This window comes from Acetobacterium wieringae (assembly GCF_023700225.1).
GTDB classification, from domain to species: domain Bacteria; phylum Bacillota; class Clostridia; order Eubacteriales; family Eubacteriaceae; genus Acetobacterium; species Acetobacterium wieringae.
Map to the genome: position 1 here is coordinate 1,873,540 of NZ_CP097897.1, position 15,606 is coordinate 1,889,145.

The 15,606-nt window shown below is 43.7% G+C and carries 18 protein-coding genes and 1 pseudogene; 7 read left to right on the forward strand and 12 right to left on the reverse strand.

The window, feature by feature from the left end; genetic code table 11:
• Positions 1 to 14: 14 nt before the first annotated feature.
• The 8 genes and pseudogenes from CHL1_RS09185 to CHL1_RS09220 all read right to left on the reverse strand — a co-directional run bounded on the left by CHL1_RS09185 (position 15) and on the right by CHL1_RS09220 (position 8,983).
• A pseudogene (locus tag CHL1_RS09185) lies at positions 15 to 1,736 on the reverse strand (methyl-accepting chemotaxis protein).
• Positions 1,720 to 2,241 carry a chemotaxis protein CheW gene (locus tag CHL1_RS09190; protein ID WP_148637107.1) on the reverse strand — a complete coding sequence of 174 codons (522 nt, stop codon included), beginning with the start codon at positions 2,239 to 2,241 and terminating at the stop codon, positions 1,720 to 1,722. The pseudogene CHL1_RS09185 and the gene CHL1_RS09190 overlap by 17 nt, the downstream one beginning before the upstream one ends.
• 84 nt (positions 2,242 to 2,325) lie before the next feature.
• Entirely contained in the window at positions 2,326 to 4,437 is a 2,112-nt protein-coding gene (locus tag CHL1_RS09195) for a chemotaxis protein CheA (RefSeq protein WP_250932471.1), read from the reverse strand.
• Positions 4,438 to 4,891: 454 nt separating this feature from the next.
• A complete protein-coding gene (locus tag CHL1_RS09200) occupies positions 4,892 to 5,842 on the reverse strand; it encodes a methyl-accepting chemotaxis protein (protein ID WP_187389199.1) in 951 nt (316 codons plus the stop codon).
• A 16-nt stretch (positions 5,843 to 5,858) separates the two neighbouring features.
• Positions 5,859 to 6,959, reverse strand: a complete 1,101-nt coding sequence (locus CHL1_RS09205; RefSeq protein WP_250932473.1) for an FIST signal transduction protein — start codon at positions 6,957 to 6,959, stop codon at positions 5,859 to 5,861.
• 345 nt (positions 6,960 to 7,304) lie between these two features.
• Positions 7,305 to 8,183 (reverse strand): AraC family transcriptional regulator, encoded by an 879-nt coding sequence (locus CHL1_RS09210; RefSeq protein ID WP_250932475.1) that lies wholly within the window; start codon positions 8,181 to 8,183, stop codon positions 7,305 to 7,307.
• 173 nt (positions 8,184 to 8,356) lie between these two features.
• A complete protein-coding gene (locus CHL1_RS09215) occupies positions 8,357 to 8,662 on the reverse strand; it encodes a hypothetical protein (RefSeq protein ID WP_250932477.1) in 306 nt (101 codons plus the stop codon).
• 63 nt (positions 8,663 to 8,725) lie between these two features.
• Complete coding sequence (locus CHL1_RS09220; RefSeq protein ID WP_250932479.1) at positions 8,726 to 8,983, reverse strand: hypothetical protein; 258 nt, start codon at positions 8,981 to 8,983, stop codon at positions 8,726 to 8,728.
• A 211-nt stretch (positions 8,984 to 9,194) separates the two neighbouring features.
• Between CHL1_RS09220 and CHL1_RS09225 the strand changes: the two genes are divergently transcribed.
• The 3 genes from CHL1_RS09225 to CHL1_RS18625 all read left to right on the forward strand — a co-directional run bounded on the left by CHL1_RS09225 (position 9,195) and on the right by CHL1_RS18625 (position 10,381).
• Positions 9,195 to 9,470: a type II toxin-antitoxin system RelB/DinJ family antitoxin gene (locus CHL1_RS09225; RefSeq protein WP_070372269.1), complete on the forward strand. Its 276-nt coding sequence runs from the start codon at positions 9,195 to 9,197 to the stop codon at positions 9,468 to 9,470.
• Positions 9,467 to 9,742 (forward strand): type II toxin-antitoxin system YafQ family toxin, encoded by a 276-nt coding sequence (locus CHL1_RS09230; protein ID WP_070372270.1) that lies wholly within the window; start codon positions 9,467 to 9,469, stop codon positions 9,740 to 9,742. The genes CHL1_RS09225 and CHL1_RS09230 overlap by 4 nt, the downstream gene beginning before the upstream one ends.
• 480 nt (positions 9,743 to 10,222) lie before the next feature.
• The gene (locus CHL1_RS18625) at positions 10,223 to 10,381 is read left to right on the forward strand and encodes an HNH endonuclease (RefSeq protein ID WP_476723729.1); all 159 of its coding nucleotides are present in this window, start codon (positions 10,223 to 10,225) and stop codon (positions 10,379 to 10,381) included.
• 4 nt (positions 10,382 to 10,385) lie between these two features.
• Here CHL1_RS18625 and CHL1_RS09240 read toward each other — a convergent pair whose 3' ends face one another.
• Together CHL1_RS09240 and CHL1_RS09245 are read right to left on the reverse strand one after the other, a co-directional pair.
• Entirely contained in the window at positions 10,386 to 10,700 is a 315-nt protein-coding gene (locus CHL1_RS09240; protein WP_148637100.1) for a type II toxin-antitoxin system RelE/ParE family toxin, read from the reverse strand.
• On the reverse strand, positions 10,687 to 10,959 hold the full coding sequence (locus CHL1_RS09245; RefSeq protein ID WP_070372273.1) for a type II toxin-antitoxin system prevent-host-death family antitoxin: 273 nt from the start codon (positions 10,957 to 10,959) through the stop codon (positions 10,687 to 10,689). The genes CHL1_RS09240 and CHL1_RS09245 overlap by 14 nt, the downstream gene beginning before the upstream one ends.
• Positions 10,960 to 11,099: 140 nt before the next feature.
• On the opposite strand from CHL1_RS09245, the gene CHL1_RS18630 reads away from it, so the two are divergent.
• The 4 genes from CHL1_RS18630 to CHL1_RS09260 all read left to right on the forward strand — a co-directional run bounded on the left by CHL1_RS18630 (position 11,100) and on the right by CHL1_RS09260 (position 13,875).
• Positions 11,100 to 11,225: a ParB N-terminal domain-containing protein gene (locus CHL1_RS18630; RefSeq protein WP_476723735.1), complete on the forward strand. Its 126-nt coding sequence runs from the start codon at positions 11,100 to 11,102 to the stop codon at positions 11,223 to 11,225.
• A complete protein-coding gene (locus CHL1_RS09250) occupies positions 11,222 to 11,644 on the forward strand; it encodes a hypothetical protein (RefSeq protein WP_476723730.1) in 423 nt (140 codons plus the stop codon). The genes CHL1_RS18630 and CHL1_RS09250 overlap by 4 nt, the downstream gene beginning before the upstream one ends.
• 241 nt (positions 11,645 to 11,885) lie before the next feature.
• Positions 11,886 to 12,341, forward strand: a complete 456-nt coding sequence (locus tag CHL1_RS09255) for a hypothetical protein (RefSeq protein WP_250932481.1) — start codon at positions 11,886 to 11,888, stop codon at positions 12,339 to 12,341.
• Positions 12,304 to 13,875 (forward strand): recombinase family protein, encoded by a 1,572-nt coding sequence (locus tag CHL1_RS09260; RefSeq protein ID WP_250932482.1) that lies wholly within the window; start codon positions 12,304 to 12,306, stop codon positions 13,873 to 13,875. Before CHL1_RS09255 ends, CHL1_RS09260 begins: the two co-directional genes overlap by 38 nt.
• Before the next feature lie 54 nt (positions 13,876 to 13,929).
• Here the strand turns inward: CHL1_RS09260 and CHL1_RS09265 are convergent, their stop codons facing one another.
• The gene (locus CHL1_RS09265) at positions 13,930 to 14,574 is read right to left on the reverse strand and encodes a hypothetical protein (RefSeq protein ID WP_250932484.1); all 645 of its coding nucleotides are present in this window, start codon (positions 14,572 to 14,574) and stop codon (positions 13,930 to 13,932) included.
• A 350-nt stretch (positions 14,575 to 14,924) separates the two neighbouring features.
• A complete protein-coding gene (locus tag CHL1_RS09270) occupies positions 14,925 to 15,407 on the reverse strand; it encodes a Csac_0668 family 2Fe-2S cluster-binding (seleno)protein (RefSeq protein ID WP_186893473.1) in 483 nt (160 codons plus the stop codon).
• Positions 15,408 to 15,606 lie beyond the last annotated feature (199 nt).

Genomic DNA, 15,606 nt, shown 5'->3' on the forward strand with positions numbered 1-15,606 from the left:
CCGATGACTGGCTGTCAGTATTTACCATACTCATCGTCACTGAGGATGATGGTTTTTGGGACTGGCGCATGGGTGCTCTGACCGGATCGCTTTTTAACCGACTGGCGGTTTTGTTCTTTCATGGTTTCAAACATTCGCATCATATAGGGCTGACGTTTTCATAACCGGTCGCACCCATGAAACCGCTCCGTTTTAGTTTAAACCGGGACACCTGTTCTTTAAGGAGTTCTGCCTGACTGGCCAATTCTTCGCTGGCGGCCCGTTTCTTGAGAGGTCGCCGAGGTTCCTTGAACAACATTAGCAATTTGGGTAATGCCCTGATTGATCTGTTCCACACCAATCGCCTGTTCATTGGAGGCCACCGAAATATTATTAATCAGCCCGTAGACTTGTTCAATCGAGTCTACAATCGAAACCAGTGCAGCCGCCGTTTCATTGGCAATTTTAGTGCCACCTTCGACTTTTTTGATTGAACCTTCAATCAGGGCCGTAGTTTCCTTGGCGGCGCTGGCCGACCGGGCCGCCAGATTTCTAACTTCTACGGCGACAACGGCAAAGCCTTTGCCATTTTGTCCGGCTTTGGCCGCTTCAACTGTGGCATTCAGCGCCAGAATATTGGTCTAGAAGGCGATTTCATCAATTACCTTGATAATCTTGGAAATATTATTGGAGGATTCGCTGATGTCTTCCATGGAGCCCAGCATTTGTTGCATCCGGCTGTTGCCCTGGTTGGCATTTTCTTTGGTATCTTCAGCCAGCTGATTGGCCTGCTCGGCGTTTTCGGCGTTGAGCCGGGTCTGAGCAGCGATCTCTTCAATCGAGGCTGTCAGTTCTTCAATCGAAGAGGCCTGCTCGGTGGCACCCTGAGACAGGGAGATGCTGGAATCCGAAACCTGCCGGGAACCTGAAGCGACCTGTTCAGTGGCTTCGTTAATATTGACCATCACCTCATTGATATTGGTGGCCATCCGATTAAAGGCGCTGGCCAGATCGCCCATTTCATCTTTGGTAGTAATGTCAATGGCGACATCCAGATCGCCGTCGGCCATTCGTTTGGAAGCATCAACCATTTGATTGACCGGTTTTTTGATGGTGGAGGCAATAAAGATCCCCAGCAGAATCGAAAGAACCATCCCGATAACGATCAAGATAATGGTCATAAAGGTTGAGGAACTGGCAATGGCACTATTGCCATCGGCCGTTTCGCCAGCCACCTGAAGTTTTATTTCAATCATCCGGGCAATATCACTTTCCATCTGGGCGGCGGCACTGGCATAGTCACCATTCTTCATCAGCGCAATGGCTTCGGCCTGTTTTCCCTGTCGTACCAGGGCAATGATTGCGGCACTGGCCTGATTCATCTTTTCTTTTTGAGCAATGGCGCTTTCCACCAGCTTTTTACCTTCTTCGGAAATCAGTGTCGTCTGAAAACTCTGCATTTTACCATCAAACACCGTATTCTGTTCTTGAATACTGGCTTCCAACCGGGCGATTTCATCAGCATTTCCGGATAAAATAATCCCGTTGACATCGTTGGTAATGCCTTTGTAAGCATCGGTGATATAAATCAGTTCACCCAGAGGTACTGTCATTTTCTGATAGAGATAGGTGTCCTGACGATCCACCGTCTGGATGTTGATAACGCCCATCACCCCAATACCGCCAGCAATCAATGCAACCACAACAAAACCGAGAATCAACTTTGTGCCAATTTTCAGATTATAAAACCATCTCATCCTTGTACCTCTCATCTTTCTGATTGATTAGAATTTCCACTTCCTGGTTGGATAATAACTTGTCACAGTCCAGCAGTTGTTTGACCTCATTTCCCACCTTGCCGATGCTCTTAATAAACTGGTTGGAAATGCCTGAACTGAGCATTGGTTGTTCAATAATGTCTGCTGCTTCAAACGAAATCACCTCTGAAACACTGTCTACGATCAGACCAACGGTATTTTTTCCGACATCGATGACAATCACACAGGATCGTTCATCATACGCAACAAATTTTTTCTGAAACCGTAGACGCATATCCATTAAGGGAATAATCCGACCCCGGAGGTTGAAGATCCCCCGGACATAGGCCGGAAGCTCCGGCACTTCGGTAAAAGGCAGGATGCCAATAATCTCGGTCACATAACCAATCCATATCCCGTAGTACTCATTAGCCAGCTCAAAGGTTAAATACATCCCCTGTTGATCATCGTCCTGATCAAATTCTTCGGTCGCTTCTTTTATCATCGTACCACTCCTATCCATACAAATATTAGGTCATTGCGAAACTGACGTGAGCTCCAATTTATAAGTTGATTTGATCCATGGCGGTTATTGAACCCGTAAACCAGTCAGGCCGCTGATATCCATAATCAGACTGATACTGCCATCAGGCAGCAGGGTGCAACCAGCCAATCCCAGAACTTTTTTCATGGCATTGACATAGTTGGGGAGTGCTTTAACCACCACCTGTTGCTGCCCCAGGAGTTCATCGGCAAATACGCAGATCACCTTTTCGTCCTGCTCCACCATAATCAGAATCCCCTTGGTCAGATCAGTTTCGGCATTTTTTATCTGATAATGCTTGTGGAGCCGCAGGATCGGGAAGCATTGCCCCCGCACCATCACCATTTCGTTGTTGTCCGGATCCATCATACAGTCCTTTAGATTGGGCCGGAAGGATTCAGAAATCGTCGTTATCGGGATGGTGTAGCGGGACTTTCCGACCCGGATGTTCATCCCCTCAACAATCGCCAGGGTCAGGGGAATTTTCAGGGTGATGGTGGTGCCCCGGTCTATTTCACTGTCCACCAGTACCGTGCCACCAACCTCTTCGAGATTTTTGGTGACCACATCCATACCCACTCCCCGGCCGGAAAATTCGGTAATGCTTTCTTTGGTGGAAAAGCCTGGCAGTAGAATCAGTTTAAAAATCTCCCGGTCGCTCATTTCCGCTTCGGGTTTGGTCAAGAGGTCGTTTTCCCGGGCTTTTTTAAGAATTCGTTCCTTGTCCAGACCCCGGCCATCATCCTTAATAATAATCATCACATCACTGCCAACGTTTTTGGCTTCGAGAATGATCCGCCCGGCTTTTTCCTTGCCTTTTGACAACCGTTCCTGCTCGCTTTCAATACCATGATCAATGGCATTGCGGATGATGTGCATCAGCGGGTCGGAAATGTGTTCGATGATATTCTTATCGACTTCGGTTTCTTCGCCATAGAGATCGAGTACCACTTGCCGGTTGAGTTTTTTACACATGTCCCGGACAATCCGGTTCATTTTGACAAAGGTGGTCGATAGTGGCACCATCCGAATCGACATGACCATGTCCTGAAGTTCCACCGTGATTTTATGAAGCTCAATGGCTGCTTTATGAAAGTTCTCTGACTGAATCATTTCCACTTCCGGGCATTGGGTGACCATCGATTCGGTAATCATCAGTTCCCCCACCAGATTCATCATATTATCCAGTTTATCCACATTGACGCTGATCATCTTCTGGGTGGCCCCACCACTGCTTTTGGGGATATCCTCAGAAGCAGCGGTGGACGATACTGGTTTAGCTGGTTCCGGCAGAACAAAGCTTTCTGGGGGTGCTGTCGGCGCCTGCGGTTGCCTGAATGGATCCAGCCGTTCATCCTCAATTTCCCGGAACAGCAGCTGCTCCACATAGATAATATTTTCAAAATGAGATTTGATTTCTTCATAGCCCAGCTCGGTTCTAAAATAGATTTCAAAACCATTTTCCCGAATATAGGCCGCTGTGTCGGGATTCTCAGCAATGTCGGCTGGTAAATAATAAACCTCTTCGGCCAGCTCGGCCAACCCGAAGACCAGCGTATAAGCGCGGATATTTTCCATTGTGCAGTCGTCTTCATATTGAATAATCACCTGATAGCAGGAACCCGCAGCTTTCCCGTCGCTGTCCTGATTTGGTGACGCAGCAGTGGGCTCTGTTTTTTTTTCTTGAGGGATGTAATACTGCTGCTTTTTTTGCTGGCTCCGGTTTTGGCTGTCTTCCTCGCCAAAGATCTGCCGCAATTCGCCTAAAAACACCTTTAAAGATTCAATTAGAAAAGCAGGGTCACCGTCGGCGTCATAGCGATTGGTAATTTTTTCGATCTCCGCTTTAATAAAATCTACACATGACAACACCAGATCAGAAACTGCCGAAAAATCCAGTCCGGAGGGTTTTTGCTCACGGATATAGTAAAAAACATCCTCCATTGCATGGGCCACCTTTTCGATGTTATCAAATAGCATCATTGCCGATGAGCCCTTGATGGTATGCATAAACCGAAAGATCTCACTGACATCATCCGGGGTGAAACCAACGTTTTTTTCACTGCAGATGATCACCTGCTCCAGCTGCTCCAGATTTTGGATCGTTTCAAAAATGTAGACTTCCACCATTGGTTCGTTTTCGAAATTTCTTGTCACATTTGTCACCTCACGTACTTCGATTTTTCTTGAACTATCTTTTGTCTACCACAAACTGAATTATTTCGCCCAGATCGGCTAAAGCATCCACTTATTTAATAATCTGTTGCAATATCATTACAGATTACCCAATTAAGGCCTATTCCCTGTCATTTATACACCGATTTAGGGAATTTAAACAAAAAAATGATTTAGACGTTAATATTTCGAACAGTTCAGTTTTTTTTATCTATTTTTGCATAAATCCTGAGGCTTATTCATCGTTGACTGAACCTTAGACGGCTAGCTGGGGAAAAAAAGACGTTGTCCAACCAGATCCAAACAATCCGGTCGTGCAACGTCTTTAACACGAAATTTTTTCTATTTTAAAGCAAATAGGTGATCATACCATAGCAACCCACTCCTCGCATCAAAACGCACCATTTTTTATTCTATCGGCACCTTCAGAAACGGGTTAATCTGTGACCAGTTCAGCCAGCATGTTCTCCATTTGTTGCAGAAAATCAATGACACTGCAGATAATGGTGGATTTTTTGCTCATTTTTTGATTAAGCGTATCAATTTTTTCACCAAACGAATCGACAACCTCTGAAATGGCCCCAAACCCTTCTGCTGCACCATTGATCCGCTCGCTGGTGGCATCAATGCCTTTGATGATCTGTTTGCTGAAATTCTTAACCTCATCGGTACACTCGCTAACTTGGGTAATATTACTTTTTACCGCATTAACTTTATGCAGATTTGCCATACTTGCAGACTTTGACGCCTGAATTTCAATATTGACATCTTTGATGCTCTTATAAAGCGCTTTGACGCTGTCATCAATACCATCAACCAGTTCCTTGGTCGATGTCGATAAGACCCGCATTTGCTGGGCGACCACGGCAAAAGCCCGGCCCGCCTCACCAGCCCGTTCGGCTTCAATGGAGGCATTAAAAGCCAGCAGGTTGGATTGCATCGCTATACCATTAATACCGTTGGACATATTCTTAATGTTGGCAAAGTCTTTTTCCAACTGCAAAAAAACCTCGGCAATGTTATCAAGTTGATCATTGGTATGTAAAATATTGTTTGCCAGTTCGGTTACATTTGTGCCGGTTTGATTAATCATCGTATCCGAGTTATCGATAACCGTATTAATCTGATTGGCATAGGAACTGAAACTCTTAAAATCGTCATTAATATTGGTTGTCATTTCACTGATGTTGGTGATTTGCGAATAGGTTTTTGCCACATCATCCAAATAGTTTGAAACTTCCACCTCTTCCTGCATCAGCAGTTCGATTTTTTCTTCAATATGCTTAACGCCAAACTGGATGCTCTTTTCCATTGTTTTATCACGCTTTTTTATCATAAAACCGGTTTCATTTATCATGCTGCTGTTCACACAATTATTTTCTAACAAGTTCATCTCTCCCACTCTATTCAAATACTGCCAGCACCATAGTCTGGTTGAAGTGCTGTTCATTCAGCTGCTCGCCATAGCCTGCAAAACCGACATAATTGCCCAGGGCGTTTCCGACTGTGGTGGCAAACTGATTTAACTCACCATTGGATTCAAAAAGAATCGAACGGGCCAGACAATTGACCATTAGTGTCAAACTGGGGCGGCTGCATTCCTGCCGGGCCTTGTCAAGTGTTTTTTGAAGAACCGTTTGATAATCATCAGGCTCCAGTAGCACCATCTGGGAATTGTTGTAGATGCGGGCATGATATTCCATGCCGCTGCCATTGACAACCTGATTGTTCGCGACAATAAACATTTCATTGCCAATAATCCGGCCCAATGGATAACTATCCAGATATTTGGGCAATTCACTGACCTTGACACCTAAGGCGGCAGCCATTACGGAAGCAGCCGGTTTGTGATCATATTCGTAGACAATCCGTTTGCGCACATCTACCTTGGTGGATTTAAAATAATGACGGGTCGGTTTATAGATATTCTCCCGGTATAAACGGATTTTTCCACCGAGGTTTTCAATCATCACAAAGACGCAGGCATCTTGGTAGACCTGACCGTTTAAAGCGATGATGGTTTTTTCGGCCCGTCCCCGGTCACCAGAAGAGCCGCCAAAAACCGGGATCTTCTTTTTTGACAGCACCGCATTGAGGGTTGACAAAACCAATTCCTCACAGCTGATCAGGGCGCTGGAAAACTCCAGGCAGATGGTATTCTGCGGTTTATTGAACCGGGCTGCCGCTTTTTCAACCTGCTCCACATATTTTAGCGGATATTTATCTGCATCTTTTAAAAGACCCGCTTCACAGACGATCCCATCTTCAAAACCGATGACTAACAGGCTGTCTTTATACGCCCCATCTTTACAAAAGGCGGCAAAGGTGGTAGCGCCCATCGAAACAGCATCCGGAAATCGGGTCTTTATTTCTCTGGCATAGGCGGTAAAATCGTCCACCCCTGAAAAAAACAGAAGCAGCTGAGGCTTTTTCAGCTGACTGGTCGCCTCGGTGACGGCGGCATCGGGATTGGCTTTAGAGCTTTTTCCTATCTTATAATTCATTGTTACTCCCTTTCACATAACTAAACTGTCGATTTCCAAGTCATAGGGACAATACTACACCACTAAAAATATTAATTCAAGCTAACTTTTGTAAAGTTTTTCAAAAAAACAAAACTCAACTAATCGAGATTAGTATCGTCTCGACTAGTTGAGTTTATCTTTAACCAGCACCTATTAGTATCGTACAACAACTGTCAGACCGTCATCACAGCCCAGCAACGTGGCCAGTGGATATAAAACCTGGTTGTTATCGATTATGATTTCCTGCTCGGCGACCAACATAAGCAAGTCGATATAAGCATTCTTATCATAATTTGATTGAACAAACAGATTAACATTCAAATATTAGTTGCTGCTTTTCTTTACGGGAATCCAGATTTCACTTCTGTATTTAGGATTATGCAAATCTATACTTTCGTTCCAGAGTATTTCAGGGCCGTTTACGGATTCATATCCTGATGACGGAAACCATTCTGAATATATTCTGCCCCAAATGTTCTGTAGTGTTTCAGGAAATGGTCCAATTGATTCAAATACGGCCCAGGTATTCGACTCAACTTCCAGTTTATCAAAATATCCGGCATCATTGCTTGGGGTTGCAACACCAATGTAGTGATCCAGTTCGCCCTTTTCTTCCATTCTTCCTTCGGAAAAATTCGTCGATGCACTAATCATTCCAGCTGGTTCAATATTGGATAAACTTTTTAATTGAACAATTACTTCCGAAGTTAGCAGTTCATACATTTTAGTAATCTCTGGATTAACCCCACTAAAAACCATTGGTACTCTCTTTTTATACCCCACCAGTCTAAATGGTTCTTTTTCAACAATCCGATAATTCATTTCACATCCTCCTTGAATTGATAATTGGAAGGTCATTCTGGGAAATGCTTTAATTTGGGCACTTTCGTTTCTTGCTTCAGACGGCAAAATACCATGGACAGAATAAAAGGCTCTAGAAAATGAATCGGCTGATCCATACTCATATTTCATAGCAATATCGATGATTCTTAAATTTGAATCTTTTAATTCCAACGCCGCCAAAGTCAGCCGTCTTCTTCGAATATACTCAGATAAGCTGATGCCAGATAAAAAAGAAAACATACGTTTAAAATGATACTCCGAACAGAGTGCAATTTTTGACAATTCTTTAAAATCAATCACCTCTGTCAAGTGACTTTCAATATAGGTCAAGGCATTATTCATACTGCTTAACGAATCCATTTGATCCCCCCTTCCAATAACATATTATCAAAAGATGACTTCGTTCATCCGACAATTTGTGCACCGTTTAGTCGTTTCTTGCGATATATTCTTTGCTTGTATTAAACAGGGAACTATCAAAAAGAGCATATGCCTTTGATTTGCTCTTCCCATCAATCGTTTCATCGCTATAGCTAAACCATGCAATAAAACGATTTGCCTGTTTGCTCGGAAAATTTTTCGCAAGTTCGATATTTTTTCCCGTCAGCCGCTGTCAGTTTTAGTTGGTTAGCAGCACTAACCAACTCGTTGTTTTCTTTTTTAAGTTTCGTCTTTAAATATTTCCAATAATTTCTGTGTTTTGTGTAGTCGTCCTCGCCACACAAAACACCGATGATATCCAGAACAGAAAACCACCACTTGGCTTTTTGATCGTCCCAAACAGCCTGCACTTCCTTATCATCAAAAAAACGAATGGAGATTTTGCTCATTTCAATCACCCCCTATCAGTTTATTGGCTACCTTTAATCATTTTCGATAAATCTTACTACGCTCTCACCGCACTACTTACAGCGACCTTGCAGAACCAAACCGAATTGATCATTTTGAATACCATAGTCGACAATTGTCGGCACCCCACATTTTGAGCAAAACACATTTTGTAAGAGCCTTTGCTGCATCTCCACGGGAATTTTTGCCCATTTTCTCAGCTCATCCATATCTGATGAGTTACATTGATCTACTAAATTCATGTAGCACTTGCCTTTCTGATCTCGAAATTCTTTAAAAGGCCTTGTTAACAAAACATCTAAATCAACCACTCAACAAGTCCTAAAAACAAATTGTGAAAAAATAGGCGCAGGCCACCACGGGAGAAATCTTATGGTGGCTTTTCTTATGCAGAAAAATATGAACGAGCTCAAGCTTAAAATAAACCTTAATGCTCATCATAAGTTCGTATATGATGCGTACATTGAATTGACAATATGATCATTTCGAACTATAATGATGGTAGATAAGGAGGTGCTTATAATGGCTACTAGTACAAATTTGAATATTCGTACCGATAAAGATATCAAAGAAGCTGCAGAGAAAATTTTTGGAGAGCTTGGTCTTAACATGACAACAGCAATCAATATTTTTCTCAGACAAGCAATCCGGGAAAATGGGATACCTTTTGAAATGAAATTGTCTGTTCCAAATCAGGAAACAGTTGCTGCCATTACCGAAGGTCGAAAACTGGCCAAAGATAGCAGTGTCAAAGGTTATTCCAATATGGATGATTTGCGAGCTGCACTGGAAGAATGAAATACGAAGTTAAATTCACAAATCAGTTTAAAAAAGATCTTAAGCTTGCCAAAAAACAAGGCAGAGATATTGACCGACTTTATGCTGTTATTGAAAAACTTGCCGATGATGAACCTCTGGAACAAAAATATCGTGATCATGATTTAAGTGGTAATTATAAAGGATGCCGTGAATGTCATGTCGAACCCGATTGGCTTTTGGTCTATGAGGTGATGGACGATGTTCTGGTATTAATGCTTTATCGTATCGGAAGTCACTCAACGTTGTTCTGAGTTTATTACTCATAAAAATCTCTTTAAAAATAAAAAGCCCACCGAGTGTGCGTGTCAATGACAGAGGCCCGTGGGATTTGTTAGCGTTATATTACCGCTTTCTTGTGAGGTTGTCAATGCTTTTCAACGACCTTTAAAAAATCACATTTGAAGCAAGTGGAGAGTAAATGAGAGTTGATGTTAATACCCAATGTGTTATAATAGTATTGTGAAAAAAGTAGGCGCAGGCCACCACTGGAGAAATCTGATGGTGGCTTTTCTTATGCCCTGAAGGAGGCGAACACCATGCCTAGAAAGCCTAAACGCCCTTGAAGCTATCCTAGTTGTAAAGAATTAACCGCTGGCCGGTTCTGCGAGGAGCATCAGAAATTATCGGAGCAACACTACAATAAGTATCAGTGCGATCCTGAGACCCGGAAACGCTATGGCTGGGCATGGAAGCGTATCCGCGATTGTTACATCAAAGCCCACCCACTTTGTATGTTATGCCAAAAGAATGGCAAACTAACCCCAGCCCATGAAATTCATCACATCACTCCCCTATCCAAAGGCGGCAACCATGATGAAGAAAACCTGATGGCGTTGTGCAGCAGCTGTCACTCCACTATCACGGCTCAGGAAGGTGGCCGGTGGAAGTGAAAGACTACAAAATACGAAGCCAATCACGACGAGCATAAAGGATTCGTTCAACGTTGATAACTTTGGATTGTTCATCGATGGTAAAGAAAGCGACATAGTTCTTAACCAAAAGTTTCCGGTACCCCATTGAAGCCAGCCGGTCATCAGGAACAGCCGGACATTTCTGTGGCATTTCGGTTAAACCAAGCAGTGCTTCTTCAATCGTATCCATCATATTTATGGCCGTCATTGGTGATGACAATTGTGACGAGATGTACAGGACAATGTCTCGTAGGTCGTTTTCGGCTGGCTCTGAGATCTCAATGCTATACGTTGCCATCGGTTATCTCTTGTCGCAGGTCCTTTATGACATCAGTCAGTGGACGTTTTTTTCCGGCTTTAATGGCAGCTCGACCCTCATCAAGGGCACGATAAAGTTCAACCTTGCCGTTTAACATTTCGTATGCCTCGATGCTCATGACAGCCAAGTCTCCCTGACCATTCTTAGTGATGAAGATGGGTTCCTCGTGTTCGTGACAGAATTTAGAGATTTCGTTGTAATTATTTCTTAGATCCGTACTGGATTTGATATTAGGCATTTGATTGTCCCCCTTTGTTAATCTAAAGATATTATACCAGAATATCTTTAGATTAACAATGCAAGAACCTCAAGCCTGGCGATGCGGAATATGAGAAGCTCAAGCGGTCCATTAAGGAATTCGGCTACGTCGAACCTGTTATCTGGAACCAGCGCACCGGCAACGTCGTCGGTGGTCATCAGCGCTTTAAGGTACTGACCCAGCTGAGCGAAAAAGAAGTGGATTGCGTTATAGTGGATATTAATGAAGAAAAAGAGAAACATTGAATATTGCTCTAAATAAGCTCTCCGGAGATTGGGATATGCCGCTGTTAACGGATCTGCTAAAGGATCTTGATGATAGCGGCTTTGATCTGGCTGAAATCAATGAACTTTTTGGCGAACCCGATGCCCAAGAGTATGACTTTGATCCAGAGCAGGCTTTGGATGAGATCACTACCCCGATGACCCAAACCGGTGATGTTTGGTTATTGGGAAAGCACCGGTTAATCTGTGGCGATTCCACAGTCAAAGCAGATATGGACACCCTGATGGATGGCCGACTGGCTGATCTTGTTCTAACGGACCCCCCTTATAATGTCGACTACCAGGGCGGCACCAAAGAAAAACTCAAGATTCAAAATGATAAGCTTGATGATGTAGCCTTCCTGGAGTTTTTAACGGCCGCCTGTATATTCCGACCGTGAAATCCCATCTGCACGGTCAAACCGTCCCAGCGTCACGATTGAACTGACCCACCTTAACGAAAGGTGAGCCATTCATATAAATTGATCCTATAATGATGTTGGCACACAAATGTGTGACTATCATTACAGGAGGTCGATAATCATGGTGAATTATCGAGAAATTTTGAGACTGAACAGTCTCAATTACACCCAGCGACAGATTGCTGCAAGCGTGCATAGCTCGTGAAATACGATCCGGGAAGTGCTTGAAACCGCAACCAAATCGGGCATCGAATGGCCCCTGGACAAAACGACAACCAATGAAGTACTGATGGCCATCTTCTATCCCGATCGGCTGACAGCAAATAATCACAGAAAGGAGGCTGATTACAGCGCCATCCACAAAGAACTGGCCAAGCCGGGAGTGAATCTTTCTTTGCTCTGGAGCGAATACTGTGAAACCTGTTACACCAATGGCGATACCCCCTATATGTACTCCCAGTTCTGTGACAAGTACCGCCATTGGGCCAGAGTGACAAAGGCAACCATGCGGATCCGGCATAAGCCGGGTGATGTGATGCAGGTTGACTGGGCCGGTAATACCATTCCGATTCAGGATCCCTTTACCGGGGATACCACCGAAGCCTATCTGTTTGTTGCGGTGCTTCCCTGCAGTTGCTATGAATGTAAGCAAAAGCGTCACCGTACTTCCAGCTAGAAAGCAAACCAGAGCCAAAAATGAAGATGAGGAAAATGCGAGGTTACGGGTAGCAGCCTATTGCCGGGTTTCCACTGACAGTGATGAGCAAGCCACCAGCTATGAAGCGCAAATCGAACACTACACATCCTACATTAATAACCATCCGGACTGGGCACTGGCGGGTATTTATGCGGACGACGGTATATCTGGCACCAACACCAAAAAGCGTGAAGAATTCAACCGTATGATTGATGCGTGTATGGCTGGTGATATTGATATGGTCATCACCAAGTCCATCAGTCGGTTTGCCCGAAACACGCTGGATTGCCTGAAATATATCCGTCAACTAAAGGAGAAGAACATCGCGGTATTCTTCGAAAAAGAGAACATCAACTTCACGGATTCCAAAGGTGAAGTCATGCTCACGATCATGGCTTCACTCGCCCAGCAGGAAAGCCAATCGTTAAGCCAAAACGTGAAGATGGGCCTACAATACCGCTACCAACAAGGGGAAATCCAGGTCAACTGTAAATGGTTCCTCGGTTATACCAAAGACGAGAATAAAAAGCTGGTTATTGTTCCTGAGGAAGCTGAGGTTGTAAAACGCATCTACCGGGAATATCTCGAAGGTGCCAGTTTGTTAAAAATTGCCCGCGGTTTAGAGGCAGACGGCATCAAAAATGGCGCCGGGAGAGAAAAATGGTACACCAGCAACATCAACCAGATTTTACGAAATGAAAAATACATCGGCGACGCCCTCCTACAAAAAACTTATACCACGGACTTTCTCACAAAGACGCGAGTTAAGAATCATGGCATCGTTCCGCAGTATTATGTCGAAAATAACCATGAGGCCATCATCCCGCGGGGAATTTACATGCAGGTGCAGGAGGAACTGATCCAACGCCGCACCGTCCACACCAGTCCGAATGGGAAAAACCGAACCTTTAGCTGTACGCACTGTTTTTCAAACATGATTATTTGTGGCAATTGCGGTGAAGTTTTTCGCAGGGTCCATTGGAACAACCGCGGCAAAAAGTCCGTCGTTTGGCGCTGCGTCAGTCGCTTGGAAAACACCGGGCTATTCTGCGATGCCCGTACGGTTTCGGAAAGCCAAATCGAGCAGATTCTAGTCAACGCTATCAATCAGACGCTTGGCAAAAAAAACACCTTTCTTGCCACCCTGCAGAATAATATCGAAACCGTCCTCAGCCGTGAAAATAATCAACCCCTGATTGATATTGAATTGCGACTTCAGGAACTTCAACAAGAGCTTTTGAGACTCGCCAGTTCCAAGGCCGACTATGAAGAAGTTGGTGCTGAAATTCACCGTTTGCATGATGAAAAACAAAAACTTCAACTGGAAAGCGCCGGACAGGATGACGTTAAGAAACGAATTTCCGATATGAGTACTTTTTTGATGGATCAGTCAACCGCCCTGACCCAATATGACGAGGCGCTTGTCAGGCGGCTGATTGAAAAGGTCATTGTCTATGAGAACAAATTCACCGTGGAATTTAAGTCCGGAGTTACGGTAGATGTAAATGAATAAGGTTGAAAACGAACAAGGCACTCTACTGAATTGTGAAGTAGGGTGCCTTGATTATCATAATTCTAAGCGTTCAAAAATCCGATAACATAAATAGGTCAAATATGGTGATGGCATTTTTTTCTGCCCAAAATCCCAATCTTTCAATTTCAGATATACAGATTCAGGTGTGAAAAAACCATCATTATCTTGTTTGTTTCTTATGTGAGCAATCATTTCAAGATAACGCAGGTCATGCCGCACAAACTCATATTTGCTTAGTACTCCGGCTACACTGACAATATCATACCAGCACGATGGCGCTTTCAATTTACGAAAGTCCGTCCCCATGTAGAACATATACGGATGCTGACCAAGGCTGTTTTCCCAAAGGCTTAGCAGCACTTTGACGGAGGAAACTGCAACCTGGGAATCCCTATACTCCGGTATATATGATAATAAATTGGCCATTATCAGTGTCGCGTATGGACAGCAATCGTCCTTTCTCCCAGGACCACGGAATTTGCCAAGCTCAGGAGACACGGCGCAAGGGAATCCGTTATCACAATATAAAGATACCAGATGGTCAACTCCTTGCTTGATGAATTCATGGTATTCCACACCTGCCTTTAAAAGAGCAAGCAGAAGTAGCGGAGCATCGCACAGACACCAACTGAATACATCCACACCCGCTCCGCCAAAATGCTTTGGTACATTGGTCATAGACTGATAAATACCGTGATTATCCTTATGCTTAAGAATTTCATCAATGGCATCATTGATTTCGGGAACTTCTGCTCCGAAGCCGAGGTCCAGCAGAAACAGCAGCTTGTGTATCGGTAAATCGGGATTTTTATGATTTGTTACTAGAGTACCGTGAAAGACTGAAACATCCGCAAGGAACTTTTTGGATACGGCTATCCGCTAGTGTTGCATTTCTTAGTTCAGCAAGAGTTTCCTTTGGCTCATGGAGCAAGTGAAGATTGATCGCATATTTCAACCAGTCATCACTGCGGCTTAGTAGCTTTTTATATTCCATTTTTGCGATCATCCTCCTTTTCGTTAAGCTCAATTTATCTCATGGCCATCCCTTTATCAATGGCTTCCTGAATAATTTTATGGCAGCAAACGCCCAGCGGATTGTTTTCTTTACAATTAGAATTTTTCATAGCCCCGGTAATGGCATTCACTTCTTTAACCGTTTTCGCTCCGTTCTTAACCACTGCTTCAATTACCTGTTCTTCCGTGACTTTGCTGCAATAGCATACGTACTTGGGGTTTGCATCCTTTTTAAACCAAATAGGGACCCTAACTTGATCTTTCACAAATTTAACGCCTTTGTCCGTATCGTAATAGATCACATCACAGCTATCGTTCATGCAAATCCTGTAACGATCTCCTGCTACAGACTCGCGGTATTCGTCAGTGACCAAATGCTCAACAGTTATCTTGCCAACCGAAATCCCCTCATTATTGCAGGCAGGGCAATTGTTTATTTTCGTTAGATCTGCTAATTGAGTATTGCATCCGCAACAGCATTCATTATTTAAATTCATATCCGAATCCTCCGTTTACACATTATTTTAAGTCACGATTGATTTGCGTAACCATTCTGGCCACATAACCTCGGATTTTTCAAAAACATCTAAATCGACCACTGCAAGTCCATGTTATCTAAATCGACCACACGCAAACCCATGTTATCTAAATCGCTCTGTCACGTTCAAAATCATGCCTTTGGACTTGTTTCCACAA